We start from the raw sequence: 14,898 nt of genomic DNA, 5'->3' as shown, positions 1-14,898 counted from the left end.
GAGGCCAGGAACGTCATGAGTGAGAAAAGCAGCCGCTTTCGAATGCAACGTTTAAGCCATAAGGTAATCCGTTAAGAAAGTTATTAATCCTCTTCGGGCTGGCGCTGGCCAGCCCATTTCCTCTGTGCGGCTGAAGTGGTATAACAACTCAACTTTATTCCACAGCGGACCGCGCAATGGACCTGACCGAATCACGACGCTTGTATCAACAGCTCGCCAGCGAACTTAAACGCCGTATTGAAGCAGGCGATTACAGCATCGGCGACAAACTGCCCGCCGAACGTCTGATCGCGGAAGAGATGCAGGTGAGCCGCACCGTGGTGCGCGAAGCGATTATCATGCTGGAAGTGGAAGGTTACGTGGAGGTGCGTAAAGGCTCCGGCATCCACGTGATGAGTAATCAGCAGCAGAATCGGGTGGTGACATCCAGCCAGCTGGAGTTCGCTAATTTCGGTCCCTTCGAGTTGTTACAGGCACGTCAGTTGATTGAGAGTAACGTTGCCGAATTTGCCGCCACGCAGGTGACGCGGCAGGACATTGTGGCACTGATGGCGATTCAGGAAAAAGCACGTCAGGAAGATCACTCGCGCGACTCCGCCTGGGATATGGAGTTTCACGTACGCATCGCGCAATCCACGCAAAACAGTGCCTTAGCGGCGATTGTCGAAAAAATGTGGCTGCATCGTCTGCACAATCCCTACTGGCTCAAATTGCATGAGCATATTGATGCCAAAAATATCACCAGCTGGTGTGACGATCACGACCAGATCCTCAAAGCACTCATACGCAAAGATCCCGCCGCCAGTAAGCTGGCAATGTGGCAACATCTGGAAAATACTAAACAGATGCTGTTCAACGCGACGACTGACGATTTCGAATTTAACGTTGATCGTTACATGTTTGCGGAAAATCCGGTCATCCTGCCGGAAGCTAGCGAAAAACCACGCTGATCCTGCTTATTTTTCAGGCATTTTGTTGCCGAAAAAGTCAGTTAGTCTGCAATAGTGTCAGCTCATGTAAAGCTCCTTTTGACCACCTGCGTCTAAAGGTAAAACTCCTGTGCGGCAGGCACTTTCCCCTGTCTGGATAACGTTATTTTTGTTACAGTTATCGCCCTTTTATTACCCTTTGCGACAGGGCTTTTAAAAGTCGCTGATTTAACAATCAATTCTGGAAGGATCCGGAAACTCCTGCTCAGGCTGCTTATCTAAAATGTATAACCAACGCCAGTCTGCGCCTCAGCCCCTCACGGGCACGTTTAACAATGATGTTCAGGAATGATTGATGGATATTTTGCAAGCATTGCTGCATGCCTTATGGCAGCAGGATTACGAAATGCTCTCCGACCCCACGCTGGTTTGGGCCATTTATGGTGTGTTGTTCATGATTCTGTTTTTAGAAAATGGACTGCTTCCCGCTGCTTTTCTGCCTGGTGACAGTTTACTGATTCTGGTCGGCGTTCTGATTGCTAAAGGCACCATGGGTTTCCCACTTACTCTGCTGATTTTGACCACCGGCGCCAGCCTGGGTTGCTGGGTGAGTTACATCCAGGGGCGATGGCTGGGTAACACGCCCACCGTGCAAAACTGGCTTTCGCATTTGCCCGCGCAATATCACCAGCGCGCGCACGCCCTGTTCCATCGCCACGGCTTATCTGCCCTGCTGATTGGTCGCTTTATTGCCTTTGTGCGTACTTTGCTGCCTACCATCGCGGGTCTTTCTGGCCTGAGTAACGCGCGCTTCCAGTTCTTTAACTGGGTAAGTGGCTTCCTGTGGGTACTGATTCTCACCGTGCTGGGCTTCGCGCTGGGCAAAACGCCGATTTTCCGTCGTTACGAAGATGAGTTGATGTTGTGTCTGATGCTGCTGCCGCTAGTGCTGCTGGTGATCGGCCTGGTCGGTTCTTTAGTCGTGCTTTGGCGTAAGCGTCAGTCAACTCGCAACGGGAATTCACAGCCATGATCAAACTCCGTGGATTCCCAAGGCGTTTACTGCCTTGGGCGCTGGGTGGCGCCTTCGCGTTGCTGGCCGTCTGTTTCATTCCGAACTTGATGCAGCATGAAACCGTGGTGCAAATCCGCGTGGCGAATAGCGGCACCAATCTGCCCGATGGTTTTTACCTGTATCAGCAACTTTCCGCGCAGGGCGTGCGTATCAAAAGTATTACGCCCTCTGGCGACGCGCTGGTGATTCATTTTGAGAATGAAGAACAGAGTCTGGCGGCACAGAAAGTTCTGAAACGCCTGTTACCACAAGGCTTCGTTGTGGCTGCCGGCCCACAGGCTTCGCAGCAATACCCTGACGCCACTCGCCCAACATACAGTTAAATGTTACCGCCTGACGCTAAGTCGGGCGGTAAGCTAATCCTCGCTATCCCCGCGTCTTCTTTGAATTTTTTCGTCTGCTGTCTATCCTTAGAGGTAGCGTAAGCCTAAGACATGCTGGGATGCCTCTCCTGTCCGGTCTATGGCAGGTCATCAACAATGGAAGGTCACTACCTGATGAAACATCAATTACTGCTAGGTGCTATTCTTTTCTCACTCTCGGGTTCGCTGCTGGCGGCTGAATCGCTCTGCCAACAAAAAGAGCAAGATATTCAGCGCGAGATCGATATGGCGAAGCAGCATGACAACCAGCGCCGCGTAACCGGGCTGGAGCGTGCGTTGACCGAAGTCCGCGCAGGCTGCACCGATGAGAAACTGAAATCGGCACACAGCGAACGCATCGCAGAGCAGAAGCATAAAATCGCCGAGCGCGAGCGCGAGCTGAAGGAAGAGCGTCAGGACGGCGATAAAGACAAAATTGAGAAGCGCGAACGTAAGCTAGAAGAGGCACAGCACGAACTGAAAAAGCTTGAAGCTGAACCTTATTAATCGGACTTAACTACATGCTGTAAAAGGAGATTTCCATGGCTAAAGAAACAACATCTGAACATCTGCGCGCTGAATTGAAAAATCTGGCTGATACCCTGGAAGAAGTGCTGAGTAGCTCAGCAGATAAATCCAAAGGCGAGCTGGATAAACTGCGTCATAAAGCGCGTGGTGCTATTGAAAGCTCCCGTGAACGCCTGGGTGATTCTGGCGAACGTATCGCACAAACCACGCGTGAAGCGGCGGAAAAGGCAGATGAATACGTGCGCGACAATCCATGGCACGGCGTAGGCATCGGGGCAGCGGTAGGTATTCTAATCGGCATTTTAATCTCACGGCGTTAATGATGAGTGATAGTCAGCAAAGCCACGGCCCCGGCAAAGGGGTCTTTAACATCGGTCAGCGGATAGTTACCACTTTGGTTAGCATGGTCGAGACGCGTGTCCGACTGGCGATCGTGGAACTGGAAGAGGAGAAGGCAAACCTGATTCAGATGCTGATGATGGTTGGCCTGACCATGCTGTTCACCGCTTTCGGTCTAATGAGCCTGATGGTGCTTATCATCTGGGCGGTCGATGCACAATATCGTCTGATGGCCATCGCGATCACCACTGGCGTGCTGTTTGCGCTGGCATTGATCTTCGGTTTATGGACCCTTTACAAATCGCGCCAGTCAACGCTGCTGCGTCATACGCGTAAAGAGCTGGATACCGACCGCACGCTGTTGGAGGAGCATCGCTCATGAGCCGCCGCGAACGTGAAGCCCGCATTCACGAACTGCTGAATCAGGTGCAGCAGCAGCGGCTCGATCTGAGCGCCGATGGTCGTGACTGGCTGGCTGGCACCGCGCAATACGATCGTGGTTGGTTAACCATTATCGGTATGCGTCGTTATCTGGCGATTGGTAGCAGCGCACTGGCCATTTGGTCGATTCGCAGCCCCAATCGTCTGCTGCGCTGGGCTAAGCGCAGTTTCGGCGCCTGGAGCACCTGGCGCATGATCAAATCGACGCTAGAAAAGCGCTAATCCCTCTACTTAAAACCGGATCGTAATGGTCCGGTTTTGTTCCCCTCAAATTTACTGAACAACATTGACAGTTTATCTCGCTTACAACTCTTTCATCCTGCGATTATTATCTCCCTCCATCAGCCCAGTGAACTGAAACAACCGGTTCAAAGGGATTAAAAACCCGCAGGCCAACAACCTGCCACAAAAACCTTGTTGGAGTAGATGATGAAAAAATTCGAAGACTCAGGCCTGCTGGTAGCACGCGTATTAATGACCATTCTGTTTATTACTGCAGGTTGGGGCAAAATCACCGGTTATGCCGGTACCGCACAATATATGCAGGCGATGGGCGTCCCTGGCTTCCTGCTGCCGCTGGTTATTCTGCTGGAGTTTGGCGGCGGTCTGGCGATTCTGTTCGGTTTCCTGACGCGCTTTACTGCACTGTTCACCGCTGGCTTCACCCTGCTGACGGCGTTCCTGTTCCACAGCAACTTCGCTGAAGGCGTTAACCAGCTGATGTTCATGAAAAACCTCTCCATCGCCGGTGGTTTCCTGGTGCTGGGCTTGGTTGGTCCAGGTGCTTACAGCATTGACCGCCTGATTCGTCAGCGCGCTCAGCCAGCGACAGCACGCTAAGCAGCACAAGCGTTAGAGAACACATATACTGAATGACAGGGGCGGGGATTTTCCTCGCCCCTTTTTATTATGGAGGGCTTATGGGACAGCTGATTGACGGTGTCTGGCACGACACCTGGTACGATACGAAGTCAACCGGTGGCCGCTTCAAACGCACAGAAGCCGTCTGGCGCAACTGGATTACCGCTGATGGCAGCGCAGGACCCACCGGCAACGCGGGCTTCGCCGCCGAACGGGGCCGTTATCATCTGTATGTCTCTCTCGCTTGTCCGTGGGCACATCGCACGCTGTTGATGCGCCAACTCAAAGGATTAGAAGAGATGATTTCGGTTTCGGTGGTACATCCGCTGATGCTGGAGAACGGCTGGACCTTCGACGACAACTTCCCCGATGCCACCGGCGACGCACTGTATCAAAAAGAGTTTCTCTATCAGATCTATCTGCATGCCGATGCGCACTATAGCGGGCGCGTTACCGTCCCGGTGCTGTGGGATAAAACCCAGCAAACCATCGTTAGCAATGAATCTGCCGATATCATGCGCATGCTGAACAGCGCGTTTGATGCGCAGGGCGCTCGCGCGGGCGACTATTATCCAGCTGAACTGCGCGACAAGATTGACGACGTGAATGGCTGGATTTACGACACGGTGAACAACGGCGTCTATAAGAGCGGTTTTGCCACTTCGCAGGCGGCTTACGATGAATCGGTGACGGCGTTGTTCCATTCACTGGCGCGTCTGGAACAGATACTGGGTCAGCATCGCTATCTCACTGGCGATAAGCTTACTGAGGCCGATCTGCGACTTTGGACGACTCTGGTGCGCTTTGATCCGGTCTACGTCACCCACTTTAAGTGCGACCGTCACCGTATCAGCGATTACCGCAATCTCAGCGGCTTCCTGCGCGACATCTACCAAATGCCCGGTATCGCCGATACGGTTAACCTGCCGCATATCCGCCATCACTACTATTGCAGCCACAAAACCATCAACCCAAGCGGCGTTATTTCACTCGGCCCAGCCTTTGACTGGGATGAGCCACACGGCCGGGGCTGATGTACTTAGCCAGCCATCGGAAGAAGATGGCTGGTTTCGAGTGGCACAGACGCATAAATCTCACTCAGGCGCTGCTGGAAAATAAGCGGATCGTGCTGAATGCGAATGCGCTCCATCGCCTGGGCTGAGCGCAGACTGATCGCTTGTCGATTCTCAACTGCATCCATAATGTGCACTTTTAGCTGTTCCACCAGTGCCTTCCTGATCGCGTCCTTCGCCTGCAGTGAATCAACCGAATATTCATACATCTCGTTAGTCGGATACTCGATTAACCAACCCGCAGTGGCGGGATTGATCTCAGGTAGCGCGCGAATATTGGTACTGATCACCGGGCAACCGCACGCCTGCATTTCCAGAACAGAGAACCCGTAGGTATCTTGCCAGGTGGGCAGCAGCCCCACATCGGTCTGCTGCAACTGCGCTATCACTTCAGCAGGTGTCAGACAGGTTTTGTGCTGGAAAATGGGCAGCTTCTGCAGTGAATTTTCAATTTGGCTGTAGAAGACGGCTGAATCCTGAAACTGACGATGCGCAATATTGTGTCGACGAGATACATCACCGATCAGCGTAACCTGCACGCTATCTTGATCGATCGCTCCAGCCTCGAATAATTCCGTAAATGCCAGCACCACTTCGGCCCCTCCTTTGCGGTAAAACTCATTACCTACAAAGGTGAACTGCAGTTTATCTGCTGAGACCGCGCGAGGCTGTGATGCTAATAAAGGCTGAGGCGGGTGCAACACGCGAATTTTACTGGCAATGGTGTCCTGATAAGCAGGAAAACTGCTCAGCAACTTAAGCTGAATATTGCGTGTCGCCTCTGAAATAGCAATGAGGCCGATGCATGCTGGTGCGGCCACCCATTTCATTTGGGCATGCAGTTCAGGATTATCGACTTTGCTTATGCCAGCAACCGGCAGTACGCGTGGAATCTCCGTTTAAAGGTGGCGACCCATTTAGTTGGGCTAATTGCCACTTCATTAAAAAGATGGATTACCTCAACGTCGGATGGCATACAACCCGGTATGCCCTGGAAACGGAATATTTTATTTTTCTTTAATAATCTTTGTCTGATCGCGTTGAGGTAAAAATAGAGGTTTCTTTTTTTACCATTAATATAGTGATAATCCGCGTTCACCAGGATATTCCGTTTCTCCGGATATCCTTCTCCGCTGGTGATGATCTTCATGATGTTTGCTGAGCCTTAAGCCAAAATGGGGGCTTAATGCAACCAAACTTCTCTGGTCATGACTTCAAGAGCGGTCTTGAAAGTGGGATTATCACTTGGTTTCAAAGATCTCAGGCAAATTTTATTAGGATCATCCCCACTAACAGTAGCCCGACACCTAACCAACCAATGCGAGATAACCTTTGCCCAAACAGTATCCAGCCCGCCGCTACCGTGGCCACTAAACCCAACCCGCCCCATAACGCGTAGGCGACCGTCAAATCGATGCCTTTCACTGCCTGAGCCAACGCGCTGAATGCTGCCAACACCGCAACCAGCGATAACACGCCAAATAGCGGACGACGGAAACCATTCGAGTATTTCAGAAATATATTGGCGACGATCTCCAGGCCAATGGCCAGCACCAGCCACGCAATATGTATCCAGTTAAAGGTTGCCATGACGCAGCTCCTTACGGCTCAGCGTGCCCGTTTTGATCAGCACGATGCCAGCAATTAATGTCATCAGACCGGCGACTTTAACAGCAGATAAAACCTCATCGAATAGCAACACGCTAAACAGCGTAATAAATAGAATACCAACGCCTTCCCACATGGCATAAGCCACGCCAAGCGCAATACGCTTAATCGCAAAAGATAAACAAATATAAGATAGTGCAATCATCACCAGCATAAAAATATAACCGGCGTTGCCACCGTTAACACTGGCCCATTTCATGGAAACCGTGCCAATAATCTCCGCCGCGATCGCTAGCGCTAATAAAATCCAATACAGCATGATTTCTCTCCTGAACGAGAAATAAACGCCATCCACGCGAAAATATGCGTGTTAGCAACGTTAAATTAAAAATGTAGAAAAGGAGAGAGTGGATCTAAAGCGCGAAGCGCCAGTGCTGATCGCAGATTGGGCAATTGGAATCAAAGAGAGAAGAAGAGATACAGGCTTTATTTGGCGCAAACATTTTGTCCATAAAATTACAACTTATCCACGTTGTTGCTTCTCGTCAGTGTGGATTAAATTTGTCCTCAGTAGTTATACACGCGCCTATTCTGGCATAGCCTCAAGTATATTTTCCGGGATTTTCATTTCTTTACGTGAGAGGACTTAATTAATCCTATGCGAGTTTGTGCCCTCACCCAAGGGAGAGGAAACCGATGGTTGCAGTCTGACAGCTCGCGCGATAGGTACCTTCTCCCGGTTCTCCCGCCTGTGGGAGAAGGTTAGGATGAGGGGCAGCACGCACCCAACTCCCATAAAACACAAAACCCGCCGAAGCGGGTTTTGTGTTTAAAAAAGTCGAAACTGACCGATAAGCCGGGTTCTGTCGTGGACAGTCATTCATCTAGGCCAGCAATCGCTCACTGGCTCAAGCAGCCTACCCGGGTTCAGTACGGGCCGTACCTTGTGAACCCCTATTTGGCCTTGCTCCGGGTGGAGTTTACCGTGCCACGAACTGTTGCCAGCCGCGCGGTGCGCTCTTACCGCACCCTTTCACCCTTACCTGATCCCATTACTGGGCCATCGGCGGTTTGCTCTCTGTTGCACTGGTCGTAGGCTTGCGCCCCCCAGGCGTTACCTGGCACCCTGCCCTATGGAGCCCGGACTTTCCTCCCCTTTGCCCGTCTCCCCCCGAAAGAGGACGACGACAAAGCGGCGACTGTCTAGTCAGCTTCGGCGCGGGATAATAGGCGATCCGCCGCCGTTTGTCACGCCTCTTGCTGCTCCAGCGCGTACTTATAGAGTGCGTTCTTCTTAACGCCATGAATTTCCGCCGTCAGCGCGGCCGCTTTCTTCAATGGCAGTTCTTTTTGCAACAGCGCCAGGGTACGCAGCGCTTCGGCAGGCAGCGCCTCTTCATCGGCTTTATGGCCTTCGACAATCAGCACTATCTCGCCTTTACGGCGGTTCTCATCTTCCAGCACCCACGCCAGCAACTCGCCCACCGGCGCCCCATGCAGCGACTCCCAGGTTTTGGTCAACTCACGCGCCAGCACCACATAGCGCTCGCCGCCCCAAACGCTGACCATATCCTGCAGGCTATCGATAAGCCGATGTGTTGATTCGTAGAAAATCAGCGTTCGTGGCTCTTCACCCAGCGCACGCAGCACATCACAGCGCCCTTTACTTTTGGCCGGCAGAAATCCTTCGTAACAGAAACGATCGGACGGTAACCCCGCCGCGCTTAATGCTGTGATCGCGGCGCAGGCGCCAGGTAACGGCACCACGCGCACGCCCGCTTCACGGCAGCGACGCACCAAATGATAGCCAGGATCGTTGATTAACGGCGTGCCCGCATCGGAGACCAGCGCGATGCTTTGGCCCTCTTGCAGCCTGGCTAAAAGCACCTCGGCTTTCTGCTGTTCGTTGTGGTCGTGAAGTGCGAAGAGTCGCGCATTGATGGCGAAATGTTGTAGCAACAGCCCGGTATGACGTGTATCTTCCGCTGCGACTAGATCGACGCTTGAGAGCACCGTCAACGCTCGTTGAGTGATATCACCCAGGTTACCGATCGGGGTAGGAACGATATAGAGCGTGCTGGCAGAAATCTCTGCCCGATCGAGTTGTTTCATTGTTTCATCCGAATTGCCGATTTAATATTGAGCATCTTGAAAAAAACATCACTGGATACAGTATGCTTCCTTCAAAAGTCGTACGTCATAAAGCAGGACGCTTAGTACCTGTTCTTCTCGCTGGGCTGATTTTAGCCGCATGTAGTGGTCAGGGACCGCAACAAACCTCTAACGTCAATATTCAGGGTCCTGCGACAGGCCGATCTGACTATTATCTGCAGCAGGTGCAGCAAAGCAGCGATGATAGCAAGACCGACTGGCAATTACTTGCCATCCGTGCCCTGTTGAAGGAAGGAAAGTATCCGCAGGCGGCGAATCAGCTCAATCAACTGCCGCAGCAACTGAGTGATGTGCAACAGCAAGAACTGCTACTGCTGCGCGCACAGATGCAGATTGGCCAGCAGGATTATAGCGGTGCGCAGCAGCTGCTTGGCCAGGTGAAAAGCGGCGACTTATCGTCAGATCAGCAGGTGCGCTACTACGCGCTGCAAATCGCAGCCGCACAAAATCGTCCGTCGCTCGCGCTGCTGCGCGCCTATATTGCTCAGGAACCGCTGCTGAAAGGGGCCGATCACCTCAGCAATATTGATGCGACCTGGCAAGCGCTGACGCAGATGACTCAGGATCAAATCAACAGTCTGGTCATCAATGCGGATGAAAACACGCTGCAAGGCTGGCTGGATCTGCTGAACACCTGGCGCGCAAACAGCCAGGATCCACAGATGTTGAAAGCGGCGATACAGGACTGGCAAACGCGTTATCCGCAGAATCCGGGTGCGAAAACCCTGCCAACCCAGCTTAGCCAGGTACAGAATTTCACTAAAGCCTCCACCAACACCATTGCCCTGCTGCTGCCACTCAACGGCCAGGCGCAAGTGTTTGCTAACGCGATCCAGAAAGGCTTCACCGATGCCCGTAATGGCGTGCTCAATGCGCCTGCGCCACAAGCGGCCCCAGCACCTGCCGCAGCCGATGCCAATGCTCAACCTTCCGCTGACAGTAATACTGAGGCGAACAGCGTGGTGAGCCCAGCCATGGCGGGTAACACACCGCAGCAAACTGAACAGCCGCAGCCTGCCGCTCAGCCCGCAGCAGCCCAGGCCGACAGCAATGCGCAGGTGAAAGTGTATGACACCAGTAGCCAGCCGATAGCCCAGGTCATGCAGCAGGCCCAGCAGGATGGCGCCACACTGGTGGTTGGCCCGCTGTTGAAAAACGACGTGGAACAGGTGGTTAATAGCCAAACGGCACTGAACGTATTGGCGTTGAATGAGCCAGAACAGATCCAGAACCATCCGAATATTTGTTATTTTGCGCTTTCTCCTGAAGACGAAGCGCGCGATGCCGCGCACCATATCTACGATCAGGGCAAACGTCAGCCGCTGCTGCTGGTTCCACGTAGCAGTTATGGCGATCGCATCAGCAAAGCGTTTGCGCAGGAGTGGCAAAAGCTGGGTGGTTCAACCGTGCTGCAGCAGCGTTTTGGTGGCGTGGCAGAACTGAAACAAGGTATCAATAGCGGTGCAGGTATCGCGCTAAGCGGTACGCCGTTGACCGTTGAGCCAGAGCAATCACAGGGTGTAGCGATTGCCGGCCTGACGATTCCGGCCCCACAAGCTAGCGCACCGGCGCCCACCGCCGATACCAGCGGCGGCAGCGTAGATGCGGTGTACATTGTTGCCAGCCAGGATGAACTGCAGCTGATCAAGCCGATGATTGCGATGCGCACCAGCAGCCGTAACAATACCGCGCTGTATGCCAGTTCACGCAGCGCGCAGGCCGGGGCTGGACCCGATTTCCGTCTGGAGATGGATGGTTTGCAATTCAGCGATATTCCGCTGCTGTCCGGCAGTAATCCGGGTCTGATGCAGCAGGCGGCGAAGTCGTTTAACAACGATTATTCGCTGGTTCGTCTCTACGCGATGGGCATTGATGCCTGGACGCTGGCGAATCACTTTAACCAGATGCGTCAGGTGCCAGGCTTTGCCATTGATGGCAACACCGGCAAGCTGAACGCCGACACGGATTGCGTGATCAACAGGAAGTTGGCATGGAACCAATATCGTCAGGGACAGATCGTTCCGGTGCAGTAAACCGCCAGCGTATTGGCGCTGAGCAGGAACAACTGGCGCGCCGCTATCTGGAGCGCGCCGGGCTGCAGTGGTTCGCCAGCAATGTGCACTGTCGCAGCGGGGAAATTGACCTGATTATGCGCGACGCCGATTGTTGGGTTTTTGTTGAAGTGCGCTATCGGCGCGATGCCCGCTACGGCGGTGCCGCCGCTAGCGTCACGCGTCAGAAACAACAAAAGCTGCTGCGTGCCGCCGCGCTCTGGTTGCTGGCGCGCGGCGGTAGTTTTGATACGGTGAATTGCCGTTTTGACATCATTGCCATTACCGGGCGTGAGCTGGAGTGGCTGCCCGATGCCTTTAATGCCGATGGATAGAACCAGGTGGTCTTGTGCAGGACAGAATTAAAGCGTGTTTTACCGAGAGTATTCAGACCCAAATCGCCGCAGCCGAAGCGCTGCCCGATGCGATTTCCCGCGCCGCGATGACGCTGGTGCAGTCGCTACTGAACGGTAACAAAATCCTTAGCTGCGGTAACGGTGCGTCGTCGGCCAACGCCCAGCATTTTGCGGCCAGCATGATCAACCGTTTTGAGACGGAACGTCCCAGCCTGCCTGCGCTGGCGCTGAGCGCTGATAATGTGATGCTGACGGCGATTGGTAACGATCGTCTGCACGATGAAATTTACGCCAAGCAGGTTCGAGCGCTTGGTCAGGCTGGTGATGTACTGCTGGCCATTTCTACCCGTGGCAACACCCGCGATATCGTTAAAGCGGTTGAAGCTGCGGTTACCCGCGATATGACCATCGTTGCGTTAACCGGCCATGATGGCGGTGAGCTGGCGGGCCTGCTCGGTCCGCATGATGTGGAAATTCGCATTCCATCACATCGCAGTGCCCGCATTCAGGAGATGCATATGCTGACGCTGAACTGCCTGTGCGATTTGATTGATAACACTTTATTCCCACACCAGGAATGACTGAAGGAGCTCAAATGAAAGCATTGAACGCTGTCGCCATTCTCTTAACCGCCCTGCTGCTGCAAGGCTGTGTCGCCGTGGTCGCAGGCAGTGCTGCCGTGGCCACGAAAACCGCCACCGACCCGCGCACCGTGGGCACGCAGGTGGATGACGGTACGCTGGAGCTGCGCGTCACCAACGCGCTGGCAAAAGATGAACAAATCAAAAATCAGGCGCGCGTGGTGGTGACGGCCTATCAGGGCAAAGTGCTGCTGACCGGTCAATCACCGACCCCAGACCTGGCGAGCCGCGCTAAGCAGATCGCCATGGGCGTTGATGGCGCCACCGAGGTGTACAACGAAATCCGTAGCGGCCAGAAAGTCAGCTTCGGCACTTCGTCGTCAGATACCTGGATCACCACCAAAATCCGCTCACAGCTGCTGGGTAGCGATCAGGTGAAATCATCCAACGTGAAAGTGACCACCGAAAACGGTGAAGTGTTCCTGCTGGGTCTGGTAACAGCACAGGAAGCGCAGGCAGCGGCGGATGTCGCCAGCCGAGTGAGCGGCGTGAAGCATGTCACCACCGCTTTCACTATTCTTAAGTAAGCGTTGAAGCAGAACATCAGGGCGACTTCGGTCGCCCTTTTTTATGCCGGAAGATCAATCACCAGCGCGCGCAGCGGCGTTTTGGCCTGCAAACTGATCTGATGCTCATCACTGAGAAACGCCCCGTCACCGCAGCTCAGCGGCTGCTGATTGGCGCTGCTTGCCTGTACGTCCAGCGAACCGTGAATCGATTGCAGATAAGCACGCGGCCCATGTAGTTTCACGGTGAACTGCTCGCCAGGCGCTAACGTCACCTGATGCACCCACACTTGCTGGCGCAGTTGCAGGCTGCCATGCGCGCCATCGGGTGAGGCGATCAGCACGCTGGTTTGCTGCGATAAGTCGAGTTTTTGCAACAGCGGATTTTCACGCTCCGGGCAAGCCGCTAACCACAGCTGCATGCGGGTTAACGGGCGATCTTTACTGATATTGATTTCGCTATAGTTCACGTTCTGACGGGCAGAAAGCAGCATCGCCTCGCCTTCACGCGCGATAAGATGATTGCCTTCGCTATCGCGATACTCGGCTTCACCCTGCAATACCAAATTCAGCACATCGACCTGCGGATAGCTGCGCGGCTGAAACGCGGCGCCCGGTGCCAGAATTTCCTGGTTAAGCACGCGCAAAGACGCGTAGCCCATTAGTTTTGGATCAAAATAGTGGCCAAATGAGAAGCTGTAGCGCGCCTGCAACCAACCGAAATCGGCCTGGCCACATGCGGACGCGCAGCGGGTTGTCATCATGATAATCCTCCGACGCGCTGCGGTGAGAGTCGACCGCAGGCTTGATGAGATCATGGTAAAAGTCTGGACGCCGGATTGTAAGCCAGTTAATCTGCCTGGCATGTTCAAATTTACTGACAGAGAATCGGCATGGCAAAAGACCGCGCGTTAACACTCGAAGCTTTACGTGTGATGGATGCGATTGACCGTCGTGGCAGTTTTGCCGCTGCGGCCGATGAACTGGGCCGCGTCCCTTCCGCTTTGAGCTACACCATGCAGAAGCTGGAGGAAGAGCTGGATGTGGTGCTGTTTGACCGCTCAGGTCACCGCACCAAGTTCACTAACGTCGGGCGCATGCTGCTGGAGCGTGGTCGCGTCCTGCTGGAAGCCGCCGATAAACTCACCACCGATGCCGAAGCGTTGGCACGCGGTTGGGAGACACATCTCACCATCGTTGCCGAGGCGCTGGTTCCCACCGATCGTCTGTTTCCCTTAGTTGAGAAGCTGTCAGAAAAAGCCAACACGCAGATTTCGCTGGTCACCGAGGTGTTAGCGGGTGCCTGGGAGCGGCTGGAGCAAGGGCGCGCGGATATCGTGATTGCGCCGGATATGCATTTTCGCGCCTCGACCGAGATCAATACCCGCAAGCTCTACAGCATTATGAGCGTGTATGTTGCCAGCCCGGATCACCCGATTCATCAGGAAGCGGAACCGCTCTCCGAAGTGACGCGCGTGAAATACCGCGGCATCGCGGTGGCAGATACCGCACGTGAACGTCCGGTGCTCACGGTGCAGCTGCTGGATAAGCAGCAGCGCCTGACGGTAAGCAGCATGGACGATAAGCGTCGTGCGCTGTTAGCCGGTTTGGGCGTCGCGACCATGCCGTATCCGATGGTGGAGCAGGATATTGCGGAAGGCCGTTTACGTGTGGTGAGCGCGGAGTATACGCGTGAAGTAGACATAATTATGGCGTGGCGCCGTGACAGCATGGGCGAAGCCAAAGCCTGGTGTTTGCGCGAGATCCCCCGGTTGCTGGCGAAACGCGGTTAAGTAGGTTCTGGCTGTCCCCCTCCTCGGTCCTCCCCCATAAATGGGGGAGGAAGATACTGCCACAGGTTACGGGTCGAGGCGAAGGGGGGGGGGGGTCGTTCCCCCGCTGCCGGGGGGGGGGGGGGGGGGGGGGGGGGTTTACTGAGAGCTCTGGCACCCCCGG

Annotated in this window: 18 protein-coding genes, 1 other RNA gene and 1 pseudogene; 14 read left to right on the top strand and 6 right to left on the bottom strand. The window is 54.2% G+C overall.

Features of this window, described 5'->3' with window-relative positions; all coding sequences use genetic code 11:
* Positions 1–176: 176 nt before the first annotated feature.
* From exuR to AC790_RS00160, 9 genes are all read left to right on the top strand, one after another.
* Entirely contained in the window at positions 177–950 is a 774-nt protein-coding gene (gene exuR / locus AC790_RS00200; protein ID WP_049850550.1) for a transcriptional regulator ExuR, read from the top strand.
* 334 nt (positions 951–1,284) lie between these two features.
* Complete coding sequence (locus AC790_RS00195; protein WP_007890366.1) at positions 1,285–1,962, top strand: DedA family protein; 678 nt, start codon at positions 1,285–1,287, stop codon at positions 1,960–1,962.
* Positions 1,959–2,327 (top strand): EnvZ/OmpR regulon moderator MzrA, encoded by a 369-nt coding sequence (mzrA, locus tag AC790_RS00190; protein ID WP_007890365.1) that lies wholly within the window; start codon positions 1,959–1,961, stop codon positions 2,325–2,327. Before AC790_RS00195 ends, mzrA begins: the two co-directional genes overlap by 4 nt.
* Positions 2,328–2,501: 174 nt before the next feature.
* Positions 2,502–2,873 (top strand): DUF1090 domain-containing protein, encoded by a 372-nt coding sequence (locus AC790_RS00185; RefSeq protein ID WP_152929102.1) that lies wholly within the window; start codon positions 2,502–2,504, stop codon positions 2,871–2,873.
* A gap of 35 nt (positions 2,874–2,908) precedes the next feature.
* Positions 2,909–3,214 (top strand): YqjD family protein, encoded by a 306-nt coding sequence (locus AC790_RS00180; protein WP_007890363.1) that lies wholly within the window; start codon positions 2,909–2,911, stop codon positions 3,212–3,214.
* A gap of 2 nt (positions 3,215–3,216) precedes the next feature.
* Positions 3,217–3,615, top strand: a complete 399-nt coding sequence (locus tag AC790_RS00175; RefSeq protein WP_180822553.1) for a phage holin family protein — start codon at positions 3,217–3,219, stop codon at positions 3,613–3,615.
* Positions 3,612–3,896, top strand: a complete 285-nt coding sequence (locus AC790_RS00170) for a YqjK-like family protein (RefSeq protein ID WP_049850548.1) — start codon at positions 3,612–3,614, stop codon at positions 3,894–3,896. The genes AC790_RS00175 and AC790_RS00170 overlap by 4 nt, the downstream gene beginning before the upstream one ends.
* A 207-nt stretch (positions 3,897–4,103) precedes the next feature.
* Positions 4,104–4,514 carry a DoxX family protein gene (locus AC790_RS00165; RefSeq protein ID WP_007890360.1) on the top strand — a complete coding sequence of 137 codons (411 nt, stop codon included), beginning with the start codon at positions 4,104–4,106 and terminating at the stop codon, positions 4,512–4,514.
* A gap of 80 nt (positions 4,515–4,594) precedes the next feature.
* Positions 4,595–5,569, top strand: coding sequence for a glutathione S-transferase family protein (locus AC790_RS00160; protein ID WP_049850547.1), 975 nt, complete (start codon positions 4,595–4,597; stop codon positions 5,567–5,569).
* A gap of 5 nt (positions 5,570–5,574) precedes the next feature.
* Here AC790_RS00160 and AC790_RS00155 read toward each other — a convergent pair.
* From AC790_RS00155 to rsmI, 5 genes and pseudogenes are all read right to left on the bottom strand, one after another.
* Positions 5,575–6,758, bottom strand: a pseudogene (locus tag AC790_RS00155) (glycosyltransferase).
* 110 nt (positions 6,759–6,868) lie between these two features.
* On the bottom strand, positions 6,869–7,198 hold the full coding sequence (gene mdtI, locus AC790_RS00150) for a multidrug/spermidine efflux SMR transporter subunit MdtI (protein WP_007890357.1): 330 nt from the start codon (positions 7,196–7,198) through the stop codon (positions 6,869–6,871).
* A complete protein-coding gene (gene mdtJ, locus AC790_RS00145; RefSeq protein ID WP_049850546.1) occupies positions 7,185–7,535 on the bottom strand; it encodes a multidrug/spermidine efflux SMR transporter subunit MdtJ in 351 nt (116 codons plus the stop codon). The genes mdtI and mdtJ overlap by 14 nt, the downstream gene beginning before the upstream one ends.
* Before the next feature lie 517 nt (positions 7,536–8,052).
* Positions 8,053–8,431, bottom strand: an RNA gene (gene rnpB / locus AC790_RS01430) — RNase P RNA component class A.
* 33 nt (positions 8,432–8,464) lie between these two features.
* Positions 8,465–9,328, bottom strand: a complete 864-nt coding sequence (rsmI, locus tag AC790_RS00140; RefSeq protein ID WP_049850545.1) for a 16S rRNA (cytidine(1402)-2'-O)-methyltransferase — start codon at positions 9,326–9,328, stop codon at positions 8,465–8,467.
* Positions 9,329–9,390: 62 nt separating this feature from the next.
* Here rsmI and AC790_RS00135 point away from each other — a divergent pair, with 62 nt between their 5' ends.
* The 4 genes from AC790_RS00135 to dolP are packed head-to-tail and all read left to right on the top strand — an operon-like array spanning position 9,391 to position 12,963.
* Complete coding sequence (locus AC790_RS00135) at positions 9,391–11,421, top strand: penicillin-binding protein activator (RefSeq protein WP_049850544.1); 2,031 nt, start codon at positions 9,391–9,393, stop codon at positions 11,419–11,421.
* Entirely contained in the window at positions 11,379–11,774 is a 396-nt protein-coding gene (locus AC790_RS00130) for a YraN family protein (protein ID WP_007890353.1), read from the top strand. Before AC790_RS00135 ends, AC790_RS00130 begins: the two co-directional genes overlap by 43 nt.
* A gap of 14 nt (positions 11,775–11,788) precedes the next feature.
* On the top strand, positions 11,789–12,376 hold the full coding sequence (gene diaA / locus AC790_RS00125) for a DnaA initiator-associating protein DiaA (RefSeq protein ID WP_007890352.1): 588 nt from the start codon (positions 11,789–11,791) through the stop codon (positions 12,374–12,376).
* A gap of 14 nt (positions 12,377–12,390) precedes the next feature.
* A complete protein-coding gene (dolP, locus tag AC790_RS00120) occupies positions 12,391–12,963 on the top strand; it encodes a division/outer membrane stress-associated lipid-binding lipoprotein (RefSeq protein WP_007890351.1) in 573 nt (190 codons plus the stop codon).
* 41 nt (positions 12,964–13,004) lie between these two features.
* Here the strand turns inward: dolP and AC790_RS00115 are convergent, their stop codons facing one another.
* Positions 13,005–13,706, bottom strand: coding sequence for a pirin family protein (locus AC790_RS00115; RefSeq protein WP_049850543.1), 702 nt, complete (start codon positions 13,704–13,706; stop codon positions 13,005–13,007).
* Between the two features lie 129 nt (positions 13,707–13,835).
* Between AC790_RS00115 and AC790_RS00110 the strand changes: the two genes are divergently transcribed.
* Positions 13,836–14,735 (top strand): LysR family transcriptional regulator, encoded by a 900-nt coding sequence (locus tag AC790_RS00110; RefSeq protein ID WP_007890349.1) that lies wholly within the window; start codon positions 13,836–13,838, stop codon positions 14,733–14,735.
* Positions 14,736–14,898: the final 163 nt, after the last annotated feature.

This window comes from Pantoea sp. RIT-PI-b (genome assembly GCF_001187905.1).
Lineage (GTDB): Bacteria > Pseudomonadota > Gammaproteobacteria > Enterobacterales > Enterobacteriaceae > Pantoea > Pantoea nemavictus.
This window is presented reverse-complemented; position numbering and strand designations above follow the sequence as displayed.

Bases quoted from the DNA above. Each gene is read 5' to 3' on its own strand.
- AC790_RS00160 (WP_049850547.1), top strand. From the start codon at position 4,595: ATGGGACAGCTGATTGACGGTGTCTGGCACGACACCTGGTACGATACG.
- AC790_RS00115 (WP_049850543.1), bottom strand. From the start codon at position 13,706: ATGATGACAACCCGCTGCGCGTCCGCATGTGGCCAGGCCGATTTCGGT.
- mdtJ (WP_049850546.1), bottom strand. From the start codon at position 7,535: ATGCTGTATTGGATTTTATTAGCGCTAGCGATCGCGGCGGAGATTATT.
- AC790_RS00110 (WP_007890349.1), top strand. From the start codon at position 13,836: ATGGCAAAAGACCGCGCGTTAACACTCGAAGCTTTACGTGTGATGGAT.
- mdtI (WP_007890357.1), bottom strand. From the start codon at position 7,198: ATGGCAACCTTTAACTGGATACATATTGCGTGGCTGGTGCTGGCCATT.
- mzrA (WP_007890365.1), top strand. From the start codon at position 1,959: ATGATCAAACTCCGTGGATTCCCAAGGCGTTTACTGCCTTGGGCGCTG.
- AC790_RS00165 (WP_007890360.1), top strand. From the start codon at position 4,104: ATGAAAAAATTCGAAGACTCAGGCCTGCTGGTAGCACGCGTATTAATG.
- rsmI (WP_049850545.1), bottom strand. From the start codon at position 9,328: ATGAAACAACTCGATCGGGCAGAGATTTCTGCCAGCACGCTCTATATC.
- AC790_RS00135 (WP_049850544.1), top strand. From the start codon at position 9,391: ATGCTTCCTTCAAAAGTCGTACGTCATAAAGCAGGACGCTTAGTACCT.
- AC790_RS00175 (WP_180822553.1), top strand. From the start codon at position 3,217: ATGAGTGATAGTCAGCAAAGCCACGGCCCCGGCAAAGGGGTCTTTAAC.
- AC790_RS00195 (WP_007890366.1), top strand. From the start codon at position 1,285: ATGGATATTTTGCAAGCATTGCTGCATGCCTTATGGCAGCAGGATTAC.
- exuR (WP_049850550.1), top strand. From the start codon at position 177: ATGGACCTGACCGAATCACGACGCTTGTATCAACAGCTCGCCAGCGAA.
- AC790_RS00180 (WP_007890363.1), top strand. From the start codon at position 2,909: ATGGCTAAAGAAACAACATCTGAACATCTGCGCGCTGAATTGAAAAAT.
- dolP (WP_007890351.1), top strand. From the start codon at position 12,391: ATGAAAGCATTGAACGCTGTCGCCATTCTCTTAACCGCCCTGCTGCTG.
- AC790_RS00130 (WP_007890353.1), top strand. From the start codon at position 11,379: ATGGAACCAATATCGTCAGGGACAGATCGTTCCGGTGCAGTAAACCGC.
- AC790_RS00185 (WP_152929102.1), top strand. From the start codon at position 2,502: ATGAAACATCAATTACTGCTAGGTGCTATTCTTTTCTCACTCTCGGGT.
- AC790_RS00170 (WP_049850548.1), top strand. From the start codon at position 3,612: ATGAGCCGCCGCGAACGTGAAGCCCGCATTCACGAACTGCTGAATCAG.